General features: G+C 55.7%; 22 protein-coding genes. 2 read left to right on the forward strand and 20 right to left on the reverse strand.

All coding sequences use genetic code 11. The annotated features are described in order from the left end of the window. Positions 1–74 precede the first annotated feature (74 nt). From GZH47_RS13000 to GZH47_RS13070, 15 genes are all read right to left on the reverse strand, one after another. Complete coding sequence (locus GZH47_RS13000; protein WP_162640475.1) at positions 75–530, reverse strand: hypothetical protein; 456 nt, start codon at positions 528–530, stop codon at positions 75–77. Positions 531–620: 90 nt separating this feature from the next. Further along, positions 621–1,136 carry a GNAT family N-acetyltransferase gene (locus tag GZH47_RS13005; protein WP_162640476.1) on the reverse strand — a complete coding sequence of 172 codons (516 nt, stop codon included), beginning with the start codon at positions 1,134–1,136 and terminating at the stop codon, positions 621–623. A 41-nt stretch (positions 1,137–1,177) separates the two neighbouring features. Next, a complete protein-coding gene (locus tag GZH47_RS13010) occupies positions 1,178–1,723 on the reverse strand; it encodes a hypothetical protein (protein WP_162640477.1) in 546 nt (181 codons plus the stop codon). Positions 1,724–1,763: 40 nt separating this feature from the next. Next, positions 1,764–2,198: an SMI1/KNR4 family protein gene (locus GZH47_RS13015; RefSeq protein WP_162640478.1), complete on the reverse strand. Its 435-nt coding sequence runs from the start codon at positions 2,196–2,198 to the stop codon at positions 1,764–1,766. Between the two features lie 71 nt (positions 2,199–2,269). Beyond that, a complete protein-coding gene (locus GZH47_RS13020; protein ID WP_162640479.1) occupies positions 2,270–2,797 on the reverse strand; it encodes a GNAT family N-acetyltransferase in 528 nt (175 codons plus the stop codon). 144 nt (positions 2,798–2,941) lie between these two features. Next, positions 2,942–3,571 carry an HD domain-containing protein gene (locus GZH47_RS13025; RefSeq protein ID WP_162640480.1) on the reverse strand — a complete coding sequence of 210 codons (630 nt, stop codon included), beginning with the start codon at positions 3,569–3,571 and terminating at the stop codon, positions 2,942–2,944. Between the two features lie 191 nt (positions 3,572–3,762). Further along, positions 3,763–4,332, reverse strand: a complete 570-nt coding sequence (locus tag GZH47_RS13030) for a methylated-DNA--[protein]-cysteine S-methyltransferase (protein WP_404823782.1) — start codon at positions 4,330–4,332, stop codon at positions 3,763–3,765. A gap of 157 nt (positions 4,333–4,489) precedes the next feature. Next, positions 4,490–4,927, reverse strand: a complete 438-nt coding sequence (locus GZH47_RS13035) for a hypothetical protein (RefSeq protein WP_192043605.1) — start codon at positions 4,925–4,927, stop codon at positions 4,490–4,492. Positions 4,928–4,954: 27 nt separating this feature from the next. Then, a complete protein-coding gene (locus GZH47_RS13040) occupies positions 4,955–5,866 on the reverse strand; it encodes an ABC transporter ATP-binding protein (RefSeq protein WP_162640482.1) in 912 nt (303 codons plus the stop codon). Beyond that, complete coding sequence (locus GZH47_RS13045; RefSeq protein ID WP_162640483.1) at positions 5,863–6,879, reverse strand: ABC transporter ATP-binding protein; 1,017 nt, start codon at positions 6,877–6,879, stop codon at positions 5,863–5,865. The genes GZH47_RS13040 and GZH47_RS13045 overlap by 4 nt, the downstream gene beginning before the upstream one ends. Positions 6,880–6,906: 27 nt before the next feature. Next, a complete protein-coding gene (locus GZH47_RS13050) occupies positions 6,907–7,749 on the reverse strand; it encodes an ABC transporter permease (protein ID WP_162640484.1) in 843 nt (280 codons plus the stop codon). Between the two features lie 4 nt (positions 7,750–7,753). After that, entirely contained in the window at positions 7,754–8,704 is a 951-nt protein-coding gene (locus GZH47_RS13055; protein WP_162640485.1) for an ABC transporter permease, read from the reverse strand. Positions 8,705–8,777: 73 nt separating this feature from the next. Beyond that, a complete protein-coding gene (locus GZH47_RS13060; RefSeq protein WP_162645224.1) occupies positions 8,778–10,397 on the reverse strand; it encodes an ABC transporter substrate-binding protein in 1,620 nt (539 codons plus the stop codon). Between the two features lie 307 nt (positions 10,398–10,704). Then, complete coding sequence (locus tag GZH47_RS13065) at positions 10,705–11,259, reverse strand: hypothetical protein (protein ID WP_162640486.1); 555 nt, start codon at positions 11,257–11,259, stop codon at positions 10,705–10,707. A gap of 52 nt (positions 11,260–11,311) precedes the next feature. Next, positions 11,312–11,893, reverse strand: a complete 582-nt coding sequence (locus GZH47_RS13070) for a DJ-1/PfpI family protein (RefSeq protein ID WP_162640487.1) — start codon at positions 11,891–11,893, stop codon at positions 11,312–11,314. A gap of 206 nt (positions 11,894–12,099) precedes the next feature. On the opposite strand from GZH47_RS13070, the gene GZH47_RS13075 reads away from it, so the two are divergent. Together GZH47_RS13075 and GZH47_RS13080 are read left to right on the forward strand one after the other, a co-directional pair. Further along, the gene (locus GZH47_RS13075) at positions 12,100–13,065 is read left to right on the forward strand and encodes an MraY family glycosyltransferase (RefSeq protein ID WP_192043606.1); all 966 of its coding nucleotides are present in this window, start codon (positions 12,100–12,102) and stop codon (positions 13,063–13,065) included. 441 nt (positions 13,066–13,506) lie between these two features. Beyond that, positions 13,507–14,529: an LLM class flavin-dependent oxidoreductase gene (locus tag GZH47_RS13080; RefSeq protein WP_162640488.1), complete on the forward strand. Its 1,023-nt coding sequence runs from the start codon at positions 13,507–13,509 to the stop codon at positions 14,527–14,529. 104 nt (positions 14,530–14,633) lie between these two features. Here the strand turns inward: GZH47_RS13080 and GZH47_RS13085 are convergent, their stop codons facing one another. The 5 genes from GZH47_RS13085 to GZH47_RS13105 form a co-directional block, all read right to left on the reverse strand. Next, positions 14,634–14,984, reverse strand: coding sequence for a cupin domain-containing protein (locus GZH47_RS13085; protein ID WP_162640489.1), 351 nt, complete (start codon positions 14,982–14,984; stop codon positions 14,634–14,636). Positions 14,985–15,098: 114 nt separating this feature from the next. Beyond that, positions 15,099–16,043 carry a hypothetical protein gene (locus GZH47_RS13090; protein ID WP_162640490.1) on the reverse strand — a complete coding sequence of 315 codons (945 nt, stop codon included), beginning with the start codon at positions 16,041–16,043 and terminating at the stop codon, positions 15,099–15,101. Positions 16,044–16,068: 25 nt separating this feature from the next. Further along, complete coding sequence (locus GZH47_RS13095) at positions 16,069–17,133, reverse strand: phosphotransferase family protein (RefSeq protein ID WP_162640491.1); 1,065 nt, start codon at positions 17,131–17,133, stop codon at positions 16,069–16,071. 22 nt (positions 17,134–17,155) lie between these two features. Then, positions 17,156–18,964, reverse strand: a complete 1,809-nt coding sequence (locus tag GZH47_RS13100; protein WP_162640492.1) for an ABC transporter ATP-binding protein — start codon at positions 18,962–18,964, stop codon at positions 17,156–17,158. 69 nt (positions 18,965–19,033) lie between these two features. Then, positions 19,034–20,776, reverse strand: coding sequence for an ABC transporter ATP-binding protein (locus tag GZH47_RS13105; protein WP_162640493.1), 1,743 nt, complete (start codon positions 20,774–20,776; stop codon positions 19,034–19,036). Positions 20,777–20,793: the final 17 nt, after the last annotated feature.

A 20,793-nucleotide genomic window follows, 5' to 3' on the forward strand; every position in this document is an offset into this window, starting at 1 on the left:
CGCTTACGCGAAGAAACCTCCGGCCCCGCCCTAGGCGGAATCGGAGGTTGTCCTTATAGGCAACAGGCGGCAGCTTAGAACTTGAGCGAATCAGCTAAGTCGGACAGCCGTTTCGTCGTCTCGACGTCCGCCGGATCTCGATTCAGCTTCATGAATATTTGCCGCAGCGCCGGCGCTTGATGAATGACCGTTTCCCTGTTCGACGGATTGTTCAGCATTTTGCCGAAACGATCCAGCACGACGTCGATGAGGTCGTTGCGCGCTTCGAAGGTCGTTAGCGGCGACAAGGCCGCCGCGGCGGAAACGGCCGCTTGGCATGCGTTGAAGCCGTCTTCGTCCTCGTCCAGGTCCGTGCCGAAGCTTGCTGCCACGATACTCAGCTGATAGCGCAGCGCGTTATCCGCGCTCTGGTGCAAATAGCGAACGCTCTCGTCGCTGTCGTTCCGGGCCTTGATGTTGTCGAACAAGAAGACGGCAAGAATGACGATGACGACGAGCAATGCGGCGATGGCATAGTTGATAGACTTCAATTCGGCAGCTCCCCTCGTTGCATCCTCATGCTGATTTCGTTCATGTGCGCAGTACATCCGTTCCGTAACCGTTTGGATCCGTATTGCCGCCTAATCGTAATCTAGTTCTTTCACAAAATAAAGCACCAATTCGTCATCGACGCGAACCATCGATCCCGGCAGCGCTTCGATGTCCCGGTACATGACGCCGTTCCCATCCGGGATGTAACCGCGCTGGCAGTAAATACGCTGCGCTGCGCCGTAGCTCTTGTACAACCCGACGCCGATGCCGATCCGGTTATGGTCCCGGCCGACGATTTGCTCGAATTCGTCCATCATTTTGTTGGCTGCCCCATGCCTGCGAAAGGGAGGAAAGACGTTCAGATCATTGATTTCCGGAATATGCCGTTCCTTGAAGTACGGATACGCGGACACGTACTTCAAGTGCGAGCAGCCAATGAGCTGATGATTGGCAAAAGCTAGCAGCGTGACGCGGGTGCCGGCTGTGTTTTCGTCCAGACATCGGTCGTAATAATCCTCGGGCCGGAATATATCATGCGCTTCGAACGCCGCTTTCCACAGCGATTTCTGCTCTTCGCTGCCGAGCGTTTGCAAGACGATTTCCATGGTTCTCCCCCGTTTCTTCGTTGAATGGTATACCGGCAAATTTACAGTTCTACTTTGACTTTGATTAACTTCGTCCAGCTCAGGTCTTTGCCGAAGTCGCCTTTCTCATGATGCACGTAAATCACGTACAGCTTATCGGTCGGACGAATTCCTGCCGGCGCTCTGAAATACGCCCGCATCTTGTATTGTCCCGCTTCGGACGGACTGGGGAATCCTACAAAATCCTGCTCCGCAGGGACGTCGATTCCGGCAGCGGCCAGCGCTTCGCGAACGAGCTTCACATCGGCCGAACCGCTTCCTATGCTTCCCGGAACCGCAAATTCTCTCTTTTCCGTATCGTCGAACGAAAGTGATTCCATCCCCGGAATATAGGGATATATCATATTACTGCTAGACTTGTCGTTCTGAACCGCCACCGCCAGCATGTACGGCAAATCCGTAAAGCGCGTATTGAGGCTTGGTTTCAGCGTAACCGTGACATTCACATCCCGAGGCAGCACTTTATTCTGACCGGCATGCCGGTATACGAGATACGAAGCAGCGCCAACGAGCAGGACGAGAACGACTAGAATCGATGTTTTCTTCACTGTGCGCGTCTCACCTTTCGATTGGATCATCGTCTTCAACTCAAACGCCTATCGTTCCTTCCAGCCAGCCTTTAACGAATTCTTCGAGCGAGGAGCTTATCCTTTCCCTGCTATCATTCTCATGCTTCCAAACAATCACTTCATCGCTTTCGACCTTTCCATTCGATACGAGAAACGCGAACAAGTCGCCATTTCCTGCATCGGAGAAAAATAATAAATGATCAAAGGAATCATAATATTCAACATCATCTTCATTTCTAATATTTTGGTTTTCTTTGAGAATGCGCTCAACGGGCCAAAAGATGTCATAATAAAATTCACTGTGATGAACGCCATCCGTCTCCAGCAATAGACTTCTAAGCGACTGAGGAATTATGGCTTTCAATTGTTGTTCCACTATCTGAATGGACTCCATTGTTGCGGGCTCATTGAACCCTAATTCACTGTCTATTTCTTTTATAAAATGGATCCACATTCCCCTTACCTCCTTTATCTCTACTCGCTCCCCAACGAAACCGGTTCGTCCGGGCATGCTGAACAACAACTCTACAGCTCCTGAATCATATGGATGTCCATCGGCTCTTTCTCGAAGAGCTCCTCGTCCACTTCGTCCGTGATCCGGCTCCCGTTGCTCATATAAAACGACACCGCGGACCTCGTCTCCGTCGATGAAATATAGAGCGATCTGGCGCCCCGTTCCTTGGCCTTCTCCTTGAGGTCGCTCAGGATGCGGCTCCCGATTCCCTGACGCCTGTAGTTGCGCGACACGAACATCAGGTCAAGCTGCAGCTGGTCCTGCGCTTGGCCTCGAAACCGGTGGGCAAGCACGCCGAACCCGACGAGCGTATCCCCGTCGAAGGCTCCGACGGCAGCGCCGCCCTTCTGCAGCTCCATGACATACCTGGCCTCGATTTCCGAGAGAAGCTCGTCGTTCCAGTTCGGGCACTCATGATCCCGTTGAATCGCCGACAACGCTCCCTGCTGCATTTCATAGATGAGGTCAATATGCTCGGATCGGTCGATTTCCTTCAACTGCGAGACTTGTTCGACCGTCATCCATCGATAAGCGATCATATTCTGCCCCCTCTCATCGCGAAAGTTATTCCATCTGTTACGCCATCTTATACGACAATATCGGATCGCCGCACTCCTCGAACTCAGCCCACCATGAGATCTTCGACGTAAATTCCATAAGGCCTTGAAGTCAATCTCACATTACTACGAGCCATCCTGCTCCTCCTCAAGAACATCCTCATAGGACTTCCGCAAAAAACCCTTCTCCACCGATCGCCCGATAATCTCCTGCGCGTACGACCACAACCCCTCCGAGCCCTTGGCGATTTCCCGGTTGCGGTTGCGTACCATCTCTTCCGTAATCTTGTACCGCTGCCACGAGTCGCCTTCGTTATGATGATTGTGAATGAGCGGCTGCAGACGGTCGAGCGACGATGCGAACCGGGCTTCCGCCGTCTCCTTCGCTTCGAATTCCAGCCAGAGCCCGAACAGCTCCCGCTCCTGTTCCTCGGGCAGCAAGCCGAAAATCCGCTTCGCCGCGCGCGTCTCGCGCTCCTGCTTATCTTCGTGCCCCTTCGTATCGTAGGCGAACGTGTCGCCGGCATCGATTTCCACGATGTCGTGGACGAGCAGCATCTTCATGACCTTCAGCAGATCGACGTCCGCGTTCGCTTCCTGCTGCAGAATCAACGCCATCATCGCCAGATGCCACGAATGCTCCGCATCGTTCTCGAGCCGATCGCCGTGCATGATTTTCGCTTTGCGCTGAATCGTCTTCAGCTTGTCGATTTCGACCAGAAACGCCATTTGTTTCTCCAAATTCGCCGCTGCCATGCTGCTCAGCCTCCGTGAGTCGATTCTATTAACCCTTCTTCCATACTAGCATATTTTGGAATGCGAAATCGTTACACTTTGGCGGTTGATCATGGCCGCAGCACAAAAAAAGCCGTACCAGAGATCGAAGATCCCCGGAACAGCTTCAACTGCATGTTCGCAAGCCAACGAATCGATTCTCCGCCGCGGCCCTAGAATTGAAAACGCTCATGCCCTGTATTCGTAAACGTCCGGACGCCCTCCAGCCGGAGCAAGTCCTCTTTCATTCTCAGACCGCCTCTGAACCCGGTGAGCGTCCGGTTGGCGCCGATGACGCGATGACAGGGGACGACGATAGGAATCGGATTCTTCCCGTTGGCCGTTCCTACCGCCCGCACCGCCTTCGGGTTACCGATCGTCCTCGCGATCTCCGCGTAACTGCGCGTTTCGCCGAAAGGAATGTCCGCCAGCGCTTGCCAAACGGCATTTTGAAACTTCGTCCCTCTAAAATCGAGCGGAAACGTAAATCGCTTGCGCGTTCCATCGCAGTATTCTTTCAACTGCCGGCTGTATGCGGACAGCCGTTCGGGATCTTGAACCAATCGGGCATCCGGTATGCGTTTGCCGATCCACGCCCGAACCGTGTCGAACGACGCTTCGTTCGGCAGCGTAATCTGGCATAAACCGCTATCCGTGGCAGCCAAATATAGCGCCCGATTCTGAAAGATCGGATGGACGAACGTATCCCAATACACAATAGTCGCTTGCTGCTGTTTCTCCACGGGCCAGTCCCCCTTCATGATCTATAACGAAAGCCGCCGCGCTGCTGCCAAAGGCAACCGCACGGCGGCTTGATAACCGGCATCCGGGGTTCCGGCTGCTTCACTTCCTTCATCCAGCGACCTTCGTTCGGCCGGCGTTAACAGCCAGGAGCAGCGCCTAGAAGCGCTGGATCGGCTCGATCCGGTAGACGCCCGCTTCGCCGGGATCTTCCTCGCGCACGTTCCAGCCGAACGACAAGACGGACAGCAGCCGCTCATGCTCGGCAGGCGTCAGCGACGCGATAACGGATTCGTTGCCTTCTTCCAGCACGAGCTCCGGTTCTTGCGCGTACGTGACGTTGATCCAAGAGCGAATGCCGCGGACGGTGTTGTATTTGATCGCATAGCCGTTCTTCACTGCCGACTCGAACAGTTCCGGATTGGCTGCCGCGAAGTCCGCCAGCTGCGCATAATCGAATTGATAGATGCTATCGTCCGCAGGCAGATCATCGCGTTCCCGCACGCGCTGCAGTACCTCGTCGTCGGACCAGCCTAATCTCCGCAGTCCCTCCAGCAAGAGCGCATCCCATTGAGACAGCTTCACTTTGTTCTCCATGATCGGTTCCTCCCTTAGTCGTTCGTTCTAATGACCGGCCACAAAATGACCCGGACTGACTTCTCGCAGCTCGTTATCCCCGGCGGCCGCCGCGGCACGCGGGTCGTAAATCAGCGGACTGTTGTCGCGCGCCGTCCGCGGATCCGGAATCGGAATGGACGACAGCAGCGCCTTCGTATACGGATGCAGCGGATTCTCGTACAGCTCGTCGCTGTCCGCCACTTCCACGAGACGGCCGCCATACATGACGCCGATCCGGTCGGAAATATGGCGCACCATGGACAAGTCATGCGCGATGAAGAGATACGTCAAGCCGAACTCGGCCTGCAGATCCTCCAGCATGTTGATGACCTGTGCCTGAACGGATACGTCCAGCGCCGATATCGGCTCGTCGCACACGACGAATTCCGGACGCACGGACAAGGCGCGGGCTATCGAAATCCGCTGGCGCTGGCCGCCGCTGAATTCATGCGGATAGCGATTCATATGCTCGCGCTTCAGCCCGACCTTCTCCAGCAATGTGCCGACCGTTTCGATCCGATCCTTCTCGCCCTTGTACACGCCATGGATGTTCATCGGCTCCCCGATCAGATCCAATACCGTCATGCCGGGGTTGAGCGAGGAATACGGATCTTGGAAGATCGTTTGGATCCGTCTGCGGAAAGGCTTCAACTGCTTGTCTCCGAGCTTGGACATGTCCTGCCCGTCGAACAAGACTTCTCCCGCCGTATAGTCGTAAAGCCGGATCAGGCAGCGTCCTACCGTCGACTTCCCGCTGCCCGACTCGCCGACGAGGCCGAACGTCTCGCCCCTGCGAATCTGGAAGCTGACGCCGTCGACGGCCTTCAGCACATCCTTGCTGCGCCCCCAAATATCCGTGCCTTTCGTAAAATGCTTCTTCAAATTGCGCACGTCGACCAAGATGTCGTTCTTGCTCATTTGACCGCGCCTCCTTCCGCCAACGCCTGCTCCAGCGTCTGCTTGCCGCCGTCCAGCAGCCAGCACAGCGAGCGGTGATTAGGGCCGAGCTCGTACATCGGCGGCAGCTCCGCGCATTTGGCGAACGCATGCGGACAGCGCTCCATGAACGGGCAGCCTGACGGCGGATCGATCAGATCCGGCGGCGAGCCTTCGATCGGAACGAGCCGTTCCTTGTTCGCCCCGCCATGCTTCGGAAGGGACTGAAGCAAGCCTTGGGTGTACGGGTGACCCGTCCGATAGAAAATATCCTCGACGCTTCCCTCTTCCATCACCATGCCGCCGTACATGATGACGACGCGGGTACATACTTTGGCAACGACGCCGAGATCATGCGTAATGAGGACGATCGCGGTGTCGGACTGCTCTTTGAGCTTCTGAAGCAGATCGAGCAGCTGCGCCTGGATCGTGACGTCGAGCGCCGTTGTCGGCTCGTCCGCAATGAGCAGCTCCGGGCTGCACGAGAGCGCCATCGCGATCATGACGCGCTGGCGCATGCCGCCGCTGAATTCATGCGGATATTGATTCACCCGGCGTTCCGGCTCATTGATGCCGACCTTGCGCAGCATCTCGACCGCTTCGCGAACGGATTCCTCTTTGCTCAAGCCCCGATGCCTGCGGATGACTTCCGCGATCTGCATCCCGATCTTCTTCACCGGATTGAGAGACGTCATCGGATCCTGAAAGACCATGGCGATCCGATTGCCGCGGATATGGCGCCATTTCTTCTCCGGCAGCCCGCGCAGGCTCTCGCCGCGGAAGCGAATATCGCCGCTCCGTATTTCGCCCGGCGCAACGATCAAATCCATGATCGCCTTCGCCGTGACGCTCTTGCCGCTTCCCGATTCGCCGACGATGCCGAGCGTATCCCCCGCGTCGACGCGGAAACTGACGCCTCTTACCGCCTGGTTCTCGCCGGCCCGGGTATGGAAAGAAACTTTCAAATTGTCGACCGTCAGCAGCTGTTCTGTCATCGTTCCTTCACTCCTCGTGGCCGCGGTTTACCGTTTGCCCAGCTTCGGCTCGAAGCCGACCCGCAATATATCGCCCAGCACGTTGAAGCTGAGCACCGTCAAGAAAATCAACACCCCTGGTAATATGGCCAAATACGCCGCTTGGAACATCAGACCTTGCGCGCCGTTCAGCATACTGCCCCAAGTGGCATTCGGCGCTTGCACGCCAAATCCGAGGAAGCTGAGCGACGATTCCATCATGATCGCCGAAGCGACGTTGTTCGTCGCGCTGACGATAATGACGGACACCAGGTTCGGCAGGATATGCCGCCAGATAATGCCGAACGCCCCCTGCCCGGAAGCTTTCGCATAGAGTACATACTCGCGTTCCTTGAGCGCCAGCGTCTCAGCACGAATAATCCGGGCGATGCTCATCCACATCAAGAGCGCGATTATAACGATCAAATTGCCGACGCTCGGCCTGAGATAAATGCTGAGCAGCAGCAGGATCAAGAAAGACGGAATAGACATGATGATTTCCAGGAAACGCATCAGCAGGGTATCGATCCACCCGCCGAAATAACCGCTGATGACGCCGATTGCAACGCCGATGCTCGTCGACAGAATCATGGCCAGAAACCCGACCGTCAGCGATACGCGTCCGCCGTACAACGCCCGTGCAAAATAATCCCGTCCGTAATCGTCCGTTCCGAACCAATGGCCCGCACCCGGGTGCACCAGCTTCTGCGGAGTCATCTCATTAGGATCTTTGGACGACAGGAAGGCGAAGACGGCCGCCAATACAAACACGACGAGCACAAGGATCGCGACGATCCCCAGCTTGTTCGTCATCAATTCTCTGCCGACATTGCGCCATTTGCTCCGATTCATGTGCTCACCTCGTTGTTTTGATTCGTGGATCGGCAAAGCCGTACAGAATGTCCGCAAGCAGATTGCCGAGAATCAGCATGACGGACGAGAACAGCGTAATCCCCAGAATGACAGGGTAGTCCATCCCTCGTACCGCCGTCATCCCGAGCGATCCGATGCCCGGCCAGGAGAAGACGGTCTCGGTTACGATCGCCCCCGTCACCAGTTCGCCCATCGACATCCCGAGCAGCGTGATGATCGGCAGCAGCACATGCTTCATTACATGGCGGAATAGGATCGTCCGTTTGCCGGAGCCGAACGCATATTGGATTTGAACATAGTCTTCTTTCAACTGACTGATCGTACTCGAACGGATGTACCGCACATAGGTGGATAGGAAGCTAATCGCGAGCACCGAGCAAGGCAGGATCCCATGCTTGATGACATCGATCGCGCTTTCCTTCCCGATCGTGTGCATGCCCATGCTCGGCAGCCAGTGCATCTTGATGGAGAAGAAATAAACGAATAGAATCGCGAGCCAGAACAACGGAACCGATATGCCCACATACGCGAACAAGTTGACGAGCTTATCGATCCACTTATTGCGGTTCGCCCCGGCCAACAGTCCGAGCGGAATGGCGAGCAGCACCGCGAGCGCTATTGCCGAGCCCATTAAACCGGCCGTAGCCGGCAGTCGCTCCACGATTTGTTTCATCACCGGCAAATGGTTGATGAGCGAATAGCCCAGATTGCCGCTCAGGCTTTCTTTCAGCCAGATACCGTACTGCACATAGCCCGGCTTGTCCAAGCCAAGGTTGTGACGGACGCGTTCAATATCGTCCGCATGCATGTTCGGCGTCACGAATGACAGCACCGGATCCCCGGGAGCGGCCTTCACGAGCGCGAAGCACACGAGCGAAACAAAGAACAGCATCGGTATAGTTTGCAAGAGTCTTCGAACGATTAGTCGTCTCATAGTAGCTGCTCCCCGGACAGAATGACGGCAAAAAAATAAGCTGGATGTACCAGCTTATTTCTCGCGCTCATCCTTATTTCAAGTAAAGTTTAGAAGGATCTTCGAAGATAACGACCGGTTTTAGCACGGCTTGGTCCAGACCGCCGTATTTCTTATCGATCGCTACGATCGTTTTGGTGTATGCGATCGGATAGACCGGCGCATCTTCAGCCACGATCTCTTGCATCTTCTTGTAGAGGTCGCCGCGTTTAGTTGTATCGCCTTCAGCCGCGCCTTGTTGGAAGAGGCTGTCCACTTCTTTGTTGGAGTAGTGGAAGAAGTTCGAGTCTGCGTCCGTCGTGTAGAGAATGCTGTACGCATCCGGGTCGTAACCCATGATATATCCGCCGGCCAACAGATCATAGTCGGTTGTTTTCGTATCCTGCAATTTCGCGCCGAATGCGGAAGCGTCCAAGGTGTCGATCGTAACTGCTACGTCGATTTTCTTCAATTGTTGCTGCACATACAGAGCAATGGCCTCTTGCGCCTTGTTGCCGCCCGATACGATGAAACGGAGTTTCAGGTTGCTTACGCCGGCCGCTTTCAGCATTTCTTTCGCTTTAGCCTCGTCATAATCGAAGCTGGCCACGTCGTTATCGAAGTAAATGTTATCGGATGCCAAGATCGATTTTGCAGGATCTGCATAGTCGCTGGACATGTACGTTGTCGTAATCAGATCGTCCCGGTTCAGCGCGTAAGACAACGCTTGGCGAACTTCTTTCTTGCCGAGTACGCCAGAGTCGCTGATCTCGTTGAACATCAGATAGGACAGACGGCCTTCGCTATAAGGCTTGATTTCGAAATTGTTCGTCGCTTCAATCGGAGCTACGTCTTGCGGATCCATTAATTTCACGTTGATCTCGCCGTTTTGCAGCGCCAGGTTAGCAGCATTCGTGTCTTTCGCGATGCGGTACGTGATGGAATCCAAATGCGGCTTACCGCCGAAATAGTTATCGAAGCGCTCCAGCGTTACATACTCGCCGGTTTTGTATTCTTTGAATTTGAACGCGCCGGAACCGACAGGTGCAGCGTTCTTCGTGCTTTTCTCGATGTCGGCTTCGTTCTCGAAGATATGCTTCGGAATCGGGGACACTTGGACAAGCGTCGCTTCGAATGCCGGAGCAACTTGCGGAAGCTTGAATTCAACCGTCAAGTCGTCGACTTTCACCGCTTGGATCGGTTTGCCGTTGATGATAAAGTTCGTTCTCAGCAAGCTGTTTTGCTTCTCGTCGAGAATCTTATCGATCGTGAACACGACATCGTCGGCTGTCAGCTTCTCGCCGTCATGCCAAGTCAGACCGCTTTTCAATTTCAATGTATACGTTAATTTATCTGCGGAGAGATCCAGGCTGTCCGCCAGATAGAAGGTTTTCTTGCCATTGTTAACTTGGAACAGCGGCGCGTACAGCGCTTGGTCGATCGTCAGGCTGACACGGTCGCCTGCGTAGTTAGGGTTAAGAATTACAGGATCTGCTCCAACGGCAATAATCAAGTTGCCGCCGTCTTTCGGTTGATCGCTCGCAGCAGGCTCCGAGTTGTTCGCCGGCGCATTCCCGGTGTTAGACGTGTTATTGCTGTTGTTGTTCCCCCCGCAAGCACTGAGAAGCAATGTTAAAGATAGTAATACGACTGCCCCAAAATAACTTTTGCGCATACGCATGATGTCTCTTCCTCTCTCTTGTCTATCATGATGTTTCTAATCTCCTAGTATAGTACACTGGATTACTCGGGATTGCAATCATGAAACAAATTCCATTTGCTCAGTTTACCAGTTTTGCTCGCTAATTGTGTGTTATTATCCCACAAATGGCAGCCATTTATCAGCGTGTTCATCAAATTGTCGAAATATAAGGGTTTCTGTCGAATTCATCCGCCTTGCCGACGAGGACGGCTGTTCTGCAAGCAGAAGCCCCCGACCGGATTTGGTCGGGGGCTTCCGGGATGACGGCGCCGTTTGCGTGCTATTCCACTTTCACGTAACCTTCGTACTCCGGATTGCCCCGCAGCTCGTCTTCGTGCCTTTCGGCGCTTTCGTAAGACAGCCATTCATAATGGACAATCCCCAGCCGCTCTGCCAACCGATAGGCCGGCGTCATTTCGAACAGCTCCTCGAAATCCTCGCAAGCAAACAGATGATTCAGGTCGCCGGTTTCGATGGGCTTGTCTCTTTCCACGGTGCCGTTCAAGAGGCCCATCATCGCATCCAGGTTTAATTCGCTTCGATCATGGACGATCTCTTCTTCCCAATAGCAGCTGTAGTGAGCGATCTGGCTGGTTCTCTCATACAGCGTGAAGGACCACCCATGGTCTTCCGCATAGACGTAATGCAGCAGAATCCCGCCGTTTTTCGCGATTAAGTCCTCGTTATATTCAAAGATTCCGCCGCTTGGCAGAAGAGTAACCCAATTATTGCGCGCCGGAAATACGTAACCGGACAGCCCGGCTTTCCGAAGCAGCGCCGCGCCTTCCTCTTGCTTGCCGCTAACCAGGTGGTAACTTTCGCTGAATTCGCTCATCCCCACGTCTCCCCTACTCGTTAATGGTATCGCTTATGCGCCTGCTGAATGCTTAAATAACGACGATGTCCTGCACCTCGTACGGATAATCCATCTGCTTCTTGATATTGGCGACCTCGTCAGGGTCCAGAAACAGACTGACCAGATAGAGTCCCAAGTCCACGGAGGTGGCCACGCCCCCGCCCGTAATCCGATTTCCTTCATGAACGATTCTCGCTTGAACGACTTCTTTGCAGTAAGGCGCTAACAGATCATAGGCGAACGGATGCGTGGTCGCCCGTACGTCAGCCAGGAATCCCGCGGCGCCCAGCAACAGCGATCCCGTGCACACCGAAACCAAGTAACGAGCCTTCTCGGCTCCCTTCAGCCAATCGGCAAAAGCAGTCTCATTGCGCAGTTCGCGCGTACCCAGGCCGCCCGGAACGAAAATCAGATCGTAGGCAGACAAATCCGGCCGGACCCGGTTCGCCTTCATCGTCATGCCAAGCTCGTCCGTGATTTCCTCCTGCATCGCGCAAATATCCCATGACGCATCCTTCGTTTTCTCAAAAAACCGCAATCGCGTAATGACATCATAGAAGCCTACAAAGTCCAAAAAGGTGACGCCGTCGAATAAAATAAAAGCTATCCTCATCCCCTGTACCTCCCCGTTATGGCTCGCTTTCGTCGTATGTCGGTTTTTAGCTGCCCCTCCTCATATATTAGCATATTTTGGAATAATTCTTCTCCGGCTAGGCAACATTTCGTCGGACAAGCCCGTCAACTAAATAGGAATAGCCGCAGGGCTTAAGGGCATCCTTAAGAGCGACGGCAGTCGTCCAAAATATGGAGCTGGAGCTGATGATCATTTCGTATCTAATCGCATTCATCGTGTCCTTTCTGATCGTGTATCTCGTTATACCGCCGCTCGGGAGACTGGCGTTCCGCCTTGATTTCGTGGACAAGCCCAGGCAGAACGTCGAGCGCAAAATCCATCGCAAGCCGATTCCGCTGACAGCGAGCTACGCCATCTTCGCGGGCTTTATCGTCACCTATCTGTGTGTCGCAAAAGGATTCACGATGCAGACGGGAGCGATTATTCTCGGCTCTATCTTGCTGCTCGCCATCGGAACTGTCGATGACTGGTACAAGACGCGGGGCAAGGATTTTCCGACGCTGCCGAAGTTTCTCGTGCAAATTTCCGCCGCTGTCGTCGTCTACGCCTCCGGCATTACATTCAGCGGGTTCTACAATCCCCTCAGCGGCGCATTCGTGAATTTGCCGGAGTGGCTGCAATTCGTCTTGACGATATTATGGATCTTCGGGGTGACGACGGTCATTAACTTCTCCGACGGCATGGACGGGCTGGCTGGCGGACTTTCGGCGATTTCCGCCGTTACGCTCTTCGTAGTCGCCATGGCCAAAGGGCAATCCGACTCCGCCATGATGGCGATTATTCTCGTCGGGGTCACGGTTGCCTACCTTCGGTACAATAAACCGCCGGCGCAGGTATTCATGGGCGATGCGGGGGCGACGTTCCTCGGCTTCATCCTGGCGGTCATCGCGCTCGACGGCGCGTTCAAACAAGCGACGGTATTGTCGCTCTTCATTCCGATCCTTGCGCTCGGCGTGCCGATCTTCGACAACATCTTCGTCGTGCTGAAGCGGCTGCGCGGTGGCAAGCCGATCTATCAAGCCGACGCCAGTCAGGCGCATTACCGTCTGCTGCGCGCCGGCCTCAGTCCCAAGCAGGCCGTCATGTTCCTGTATTTGATCAACGGGTGCTTGAGCTTGTCGTCGATTATTTTGCTGCTGCTGCAGGTGTGAGGGCAGGTGAGGTTGGGTGGAGTTGAGTGAGGGAAGGCGAGGTTAGGCGCGAAGTTGAGTGAGGTTGGGTGAAGCTGGTTGTAAAGAATGACGGATGACTGGTGGCAGGTAACGGGTGACTCCCATTGCATCATTACCAGCAATTGTGATCAACGATCAACCACTAACTTATAGTTAGCTGCTTGATAAATATATGTCACTGTATCATAATATGAGGGTAGATAGTAATAACGGTTATGTTTCCATCCTACATGTCGCCGCGATCGTGCATCAGGCGGCTGCGTCCGCCATACCATCTCGATTCGCGTTAACCTTGCATGCCCATTGTCTTGACTTGACGAGGCTTGCTTTCGCAATGCGTTCCGGTGCATTGCCTTTGCCTTGATGCCGGACAGACCGGTTTCAAACGCCCCACTCATTACACTTCCAGGAGGTTTTCCTATGACTGATACACGCACCGTGCCGCTGTCCGTCCTTGATCTGGCATCCGTCGTGGAAGGCGGAACGCCAACGGAGTCCTTCCACAATACGTTGGAACTGGCACAGCTGGCTGAGCGCCTTGGCTATAATCGCTACTGGCTGGCCGAGCATCATAACATGGCGGGGATCGCCAGCTCCGCAACGTCCGTGGTCATCGGCTATGTAGCCGGAGGCACGAAACGGATTCGTGTCGGTTCCGGCGGCATCATGCTGCCGAACCATGCCCCGCTCGTTATTGCGGAGCAATTCGGCACGCTGGAGTCCATGTATCCCGGCCGGATCGACCTTGGCCTCGGACGCGCGCCCGGCTCCGACCAGACGACCGCACGCGCGCTGCGCCGCGACCTGGCGACGCATGGGCAGGAATTCCCCGAACTGCTGACTGAGCTTCGGGCGTTCTTCAACCCGCCGGCCGACGAGTTCCGGCCGGTACGGGCAACGCCGGGCGAAGGACTGAATGTGCCGATTTGGCTGCTTGGCTCCAGCGGCTTCAGCGCGAAGCTGGCAGGGGAGCTTGGCCTGCCCTTCTCGTTCGCGAGCCATTTTGCGCCGGAGTATTTAATGCCGGCCATTCATCTGTATCGCAGCAGCTTCCGCCCGTCGGAAGCATTGGAGAAGCCGTATATCATGGTCGGCGTCAACATCGTCGCCGCCGACACCGACGAGGAAGCAAAGCGTCTGGCTACTTCGCAGCAGCAGCAATTTCTCAGCTTAATTCGCGGACGTCCCGGCAAACTGAAGCCGCCGGTCGATAACATGGACGATCTCTGGCAGCCGCATGAGCGCGAGGCGCTGCTGTCCAAATTCCAATTCGGCATAGCCGGCAGCAAAGCCGCTGTGCAAACCCGCCTGCAGGAAATTCTTAAGGACACGATGGCCGACGAACTGATCGTCACCTCGCAGATATACGACCATCAAGCGCGTCTGCGCTCCTATGAAATTGTCGCCGAAGCCGCGAATCTCCAAGCGGACAACGGAGCTTAATGAAACCGAAGAGCCGGAAGAACGCATTGCATATGCGTCTTTCCGGCTCTTTTTGTCGTTAAATTGCCATTCCCCTGCCAGCCGCATCGCTCACACCGCTGCCTTTAGCACCCTGCTTCAAAAACAAGGATGCACAGATCATCCTCCGAATCGTTGACGAGTCCGTGCTCGCCCCAAGGACGATTGACGAGGACATCCCCTTTCTTCACCGGGGTCGACTCGCCGTCAACCGTCATCGTGCCTGTTCCTTCTAGAATGACATAGACTTCCTCGTCTTGGGCATGCTTATGATAACCGATCGAGGTACCGGGAGGCAGTACGGTGTAATTGAAAAACTTCAATTTGCTCTCAAGCTCAGATGAGTTATACAAGGTAATATGACGCAGCGTCCCCACGCCCTCGTGGCAATGATCCAGTGATTCAAGCTCCTCCGCTAGAAAGTTTTTCTTCTTCATCGCAATCCCCTTTGGCTCCATGTTATACGATCCATCGCCCCAACCTTCTTATGCCCTTCGTCATGCAGAGATTTCCGGTCGGTTGTCATCCGACTGCTATTTCCGTGCGCTCAGTTAAGCATCCAGAAGCCGATCCATTCCGATCGCGCTGATGAGCAGCCGTTCCTTCTTGCTGCCGAGCAGCTGCTGGGTCCAATCGACGAAACCGCCGTCCCCGATAGCATAATCCTTGCCTCTGATCGTCGTCTTGATCGTAAATTGCATGCCCGCGTAGTAGAGATTGCCCGGGGACGCCGGCCCGACGGTAACCTTCAAATCGTTGCAGCATTCCTCGCCGTAAGCAACGAGGCGGGCAACAAGGCCCTCCGCATCCCGATACCCGCTACGCGCACTAAGGATCAATTCGATCTCGGAATCGAACGCCTCGCGAAATATCGTCCGGTAAACCTCGACATGCTCCCAGAACGCTTGCTTCTCGAATCCATAAGAGCCGGTGTCCAGTCCGGAAGTGACCATGCCGAACAAGTGAAAATGCGGCAGCATGCCGGGCGCCTTCCCGAAGTTCTGGGCGCGGACATGCCGGTGCGTGGTGCAATACCGTAACAACCCGCTCCGCTTGTGCGGCTCCCCGCCCTTCCGAAGCGTATCGCAGACATGCAGCGCCAGAAGATTGGTCGCATCCGGTACGACCTCCGTCCCCCGCGAGGCAGAGATCACTTTATTCTGGTCGACCTTCCCCATGACCGACGCCGAGCCGAGCGGCGCGACGGGCGACAGCTGGACGGGAGCGACATGATGCCGCACCGCAATGTGGAGCAATTCCAGCTCCAGCTGCTTCAATGCGATCGGATCGACATGGGCCGGATGGACGAAGCGGTTCTCCGTATACCGTTTGAGCAGATCAGCGGCAGAAGAACCTTCGATTCGTTCGCGGAACACCTCCAAGAGCAGCGTATTGAAGTCGCTTCCCGACAATTCTTCTGTCAACAGCCGCACCAGCTCCGGCTGCCGCAGTCGGCCGAGAATGCGCTCAAGATCGGTTCTAGACTCAGCATCCATAGGTCATGACCCCTTTCATGCTCGATTATCCAAGCATCTCCGCGCACTGTACGAAGCTATCGAGCGTCTCCGTCCGCTGCCTGGCCAGCTGCTCCGGCGACCATTTGGCCGGAAGTGCCTTGGCACGGTTCAACGCGGCAAGATCCTTCTCGATCAGCAGCAGCATCCACAGCGAGAATACGGCAGAGAACCGCGCATAGTCCTGTTTGAAGCCATCCGCCGCCATCCGCGCCATGCCTTGGCCTTCCGATTCCGTCAAATAGCGATCGAGCAATCGTTCTCTGTCGGATGCATCCAGCGCCTTCGGGAAGACCGGATGAGACAAGTCCAACAGATGGTACAGGTCCCAATGCGGACTATTCAGATGCACATGCTCCCAGTCCAGCACAAAAACCGCTCCGTTCACGCGCGCATAGTTGCCGAGATGCAGATCGCCGTGGGACAGTACCCGGAGGTTCCAGCTGGCCGGCAGGGCTTCGCCGCCGTCACGCAGCGGCACAAGCACCCGTTCAAGTAATTCATCTCCGAACGGAACTCCGATTAATGCCGTTCGCAGCGCAGCTTCCTGTTGCAGTACCGTTTGAAGAAGCGCTTCGATCATCGGCTTAGGCCCTAGAAACGGAGCATCCAGCCATGCCTCCACGGGGAGCGAGTGCCACTGCGCAATCAAAGGCATCAACGCTTCGGCCGCGTCGACTTCGAACGCATGGGACAACGTTCCCAAGTCTTCGAACAGGCACCAACGGACGCCGCCCGCTTTGCTGGCGCCAGAGGCCGATGCCGTCGAATCGTCTTCCGCCGCTTTCGCTTCAAACGCCATGCCGGCTTGTGCGCCATCCGTTCCTTCCCATCCCGAATAGGCTAGCAATCGGGGATAGATCGCGGGAAAGGAAGGAAGCAAGTGGGTATATACCCATGCTTCGCGGCCATGCTGGCTGTCATTGGTCAGCGGCTTGAATATTACGCGCTCGCCGGAAGCGAGGATCAGCCGTTCCACGCGTTGTCCGTTCATTCCCGTGTACAGCGTCTCGCGGCTGCCGATCATCGCTTCATCGAGCGTTCCGTCCGGTCTCACCACATTGCTTATCATCGCCGCCGCTCCCTTCCCAGTCCTAAATCACGATCGGCGATCCGCCGGCTTGCGGCATCCCGCCTTCGAATGCCGTACTGCCCGCTTGCTTCGCGGCGCCTTCTCCAGTCTGCAGCTGGTACATTTTATAATAACGTCCTTCCAAAGCCATGAGCTCGCGGTGATTGCCGCGCTCCACGATCTCGCCCCGATGCAGCACCAGAATCTGATCGGCCTCGCGGATCGTCGACAGCCGGTGCGCGATGACAAGCGTCGTCCGCCCTTCGCTGACGACTTTCAACGCCTGCTGGATAAGGCCTTCCGTTTCGCTGTCGATGCTCGCCGTCGCCTCGTCCAAGATGAGGATGGACGGATCGAACGCCAGCGCGCGGGCGAACGAGATGAGCTGCCGCTGCCCCGAAGACAGCGTGCTGCCCCGCTCGACGACCTGCTCGTCATAGCCGTGCGGGAGCTGTTCGATGAACGTCGAAGCGCCGACCTCGCGCAGCGCGCCCTTCACGCGGTCGAGCGTGATGGATTTATTATAGAGGCTGACATTGAATTTAATGTCGCCCGCGAACAAGAACGGATCCTGAAGCACGATGCCCATGTGCTTGCGAAGCGCCTGCTTCGAGAATGTCGAGATATCCCTGCCATCGATAGAAATGACGCCGTGCTGCGGTTCGTAGAATCCGAGCAGCAGGTTCATGATCGAGCTTTTGCCGGAGCCGGTATGGCCGACAAGCGCCAGCGTCTCGCCTTTGCGCGCTTCGAAGGAAATGCCTTTCAGCACGTTCTCGCCTTCCTTGTAGGCAAACGTCACGTTGTCGAACTTCACGACGCCTTCGGGACGAGCCGTTCCGTCCGCTTCTTGGACATCCGTGCCCTCGAGATCCATGATCGCGAACACTTTCTCCGCGGATACGAACGCCCGCTGCGCGTTCGTGAGCTGATCGAAAATACCGATGATGGGACCGAAAACTCTGCCCAAATAATCGATAAACGCGTAGAATACGCCGAAAGAAATCGCCGCTTTCGTCAGCGACTCGTTCCCGAAATACCAAATCACCATCGCCGTCAACAGACCGCCGATCGTGCCGACGATATTCCGCGAGGACAGCGAGAACACCCGGAACTGTTTCACTTGATTGATATATCTGTCGTGATTGAGCGTCTCGAACTCCTCGATCGTCACCTTCTCCCGGCGGAACGCCTGAATGATCGGCATGACGTTGATCGTCTCGTTGAACATGGCGTTCATGTCGCTCAACCGGGCGCGCATGATCGTGATGTAGATCTTGGAGTATTTGAGATGCACGTACATGATGATGACGAACAGCGGCGGCAGTATCAGCGTAAACAGCGCCAGCCGCGCGTCCAGGATGAACAGCGCCACATAAATGCCTGTCAACTGCACGAGACTCACGACGAACGTCGCCATGAAGCTCATGAACAGATCGCGAATCGCTTCCGTATCGTTGGCGATCCTGGAGACGACCTGCCCGATCGGCGTATTGTCGAAATACCGCACCGGTATGCGGGAAATATGCTTCATTAAGTCCATCCGCATATTCTTGATGATGCGCAGAGCCGTAGATTGGAGCAAATACGACTGCGTGAAGTTGCAGACGCTCGCGGTCAGCAGCAGGCCGATGTACAACCCCAGCAGCATCAGAACGGCGTCGATGTCCTTGTCTCCGGAGGACAGATGCTTGTCGATGATCGTCTTGGCGATATACGGTCCGCCAAGCTCGGATCCGACGGCGCAGCACAGAATGAGCATGGCCGCGATAATGCGGTATTTGTAGACGAGCGCATAGCGGGCAAGCCTGCTCGTCGTGGATGACTTCATCGCTCTAAGACCTCCTGACGATTGTCGCCTCGATGGGCGCGTGAAATGGTTGCGCGATGCGCGTCTCCTTTAATCCTCAAGCCCGGCTTCCATCTGCTGACGCTCCCATTGCTTCCGGTACCAGCCGCCGAAATGCATCAATTCCTCATGGGTGCCTTCTTCCAGGATGCGGCCCTCGTCGAGAACGAGAATCCAGTCGGCATGGCTGACGGCAGACAGGCGGTGCGTCGTGATGAACGTTGTTTTGCCCGCGCGTTCCTTCCGGATATGCTGCAAAATCCGGCTCTCGGTCCGCGCGTCGACGGCCGACAACGAATCGTCCATCGCCAGTATTTCCGCGTCCAGAATCAGTGCCCGCGCAATTGCCAGACGCTGCTTCTGCCCGCCGGAGAGCATGACGCCGTTCTCGCCGACGATGGTTCCCATGCCTTCGGGCATGAGCGCAATATCGGAAGTGAACGAAGCCATCTCCACCGCTTTGGCGATTTCTTCGTCGGTGGCGTCCACCTTGCCGAGGGCGATATTATCGCGGATCGACTTGGACAGCAGCAGATGCTCCTGCGGTACATAAGAGACCCACTGCTTCACCCTGTCGAGCCCGATCGCTTCCACCGGCACGCCCGCGATGAACAGCTGTTCCTCCGCCAGCGGATACTGCCGCAGCAATTGTTTGAGCAGCGTACTCTTCCCGCTTCCCGTACGGCCGACGATGCCGAGCGTTCCCCCGCGTTCCAGCGTAAACGAAATGTTCCGCAAGCTCGGCTGCTCGGCCGTCGGATAGGTGAACGATAACCCCCGCATTTCGATGCTCGCCGGGACGTCCACTTGGACGGGCCGCTCTTGATCGGCCAAGTCGGGCTGCTGCAAGAACGACTGCTCCACGCGATCCACGGAAGCGTTTCCGCGCTGCAGCACGTTAATGAACTCCCCGAATGAAATCATCGGCCAGATCAGCATGCCCAAATAGATGTTGAACGAAATCAATTGACCAAGCGAAATCTCCCCATGGAAGACCAAGTACGAACCGTACCCGATGCCAATGGAATAGCTGACGCCGACAATCAACGAGATGAGCGGCTGAAAGAGCGCGTTGAGCAGCGAGACTTCCCGATTGCGGTCCATGACCACTGAGGTCACGTCGTCGAAGGCGGCAAGGTCGTGGTTCTCCTGCACATAGGAGCGCAGTACCCGGATGCCCGAGATGGACTCGAGCGCATGGTCGTTCATTTTGCCGAATGCATCCTGAGCGGCCATGAAGCGTGCCCGTACTTTGCGGCCTAGGAAGCTGATGACGACGGCGAGCAGCGGCAGCGGAATGAGCGCGGCCAGCATGAGCCTGTAATCGATCAGCGAAATCATCGTAACGATAACGACGGAGGCGCCGACCAGCGTGTTGACGAGCGTCATGACGCCGTAGCCCGCCGTATTGCCGATGTTGAGGATATCGTTGGTGGCGAGCGCCATGAGCTGGCCCGTGCTGTTGCGCTGGAAGAAGCTCGGCGTCATCCGCGTCAGATGGGCCATGAAGCGGCCCCGCAGCAGCTTCTCCAGCAGAACGGAGTTGCCGTAGAGCGTCGTAATCCAAACGTACACAAGCACATAGAGCAGCAGCGCCAAGCCGATGAGGAACACGACCGTCCGGCTTAAATCCGAGGCGGTCAGATGACCTTTCTGAATATCGTCGATGGTGTTGCCGATCATCTTGGGCGGTATGGTCTGCAGCAGGCTGACCGCCGTCATTAATGTGATGGCCAGCGTGTAATGCAGCCATCTTGTTTTGAAGAACCATTGCAGCCGCGTAACGAAAGACACGTCTTCTCCCCACTCCT

This window comes from Paenibacillus rhizovicinus (assembly GCF_010365285.1).
Taxonomy (GTDB): domain Bacteria; phylum Bacillota; class Bacilli; order Paenibacillales; family Paenibacillaceae; genus Paenibacillus_Z; species Paenibacillus_Z rhizovicinus.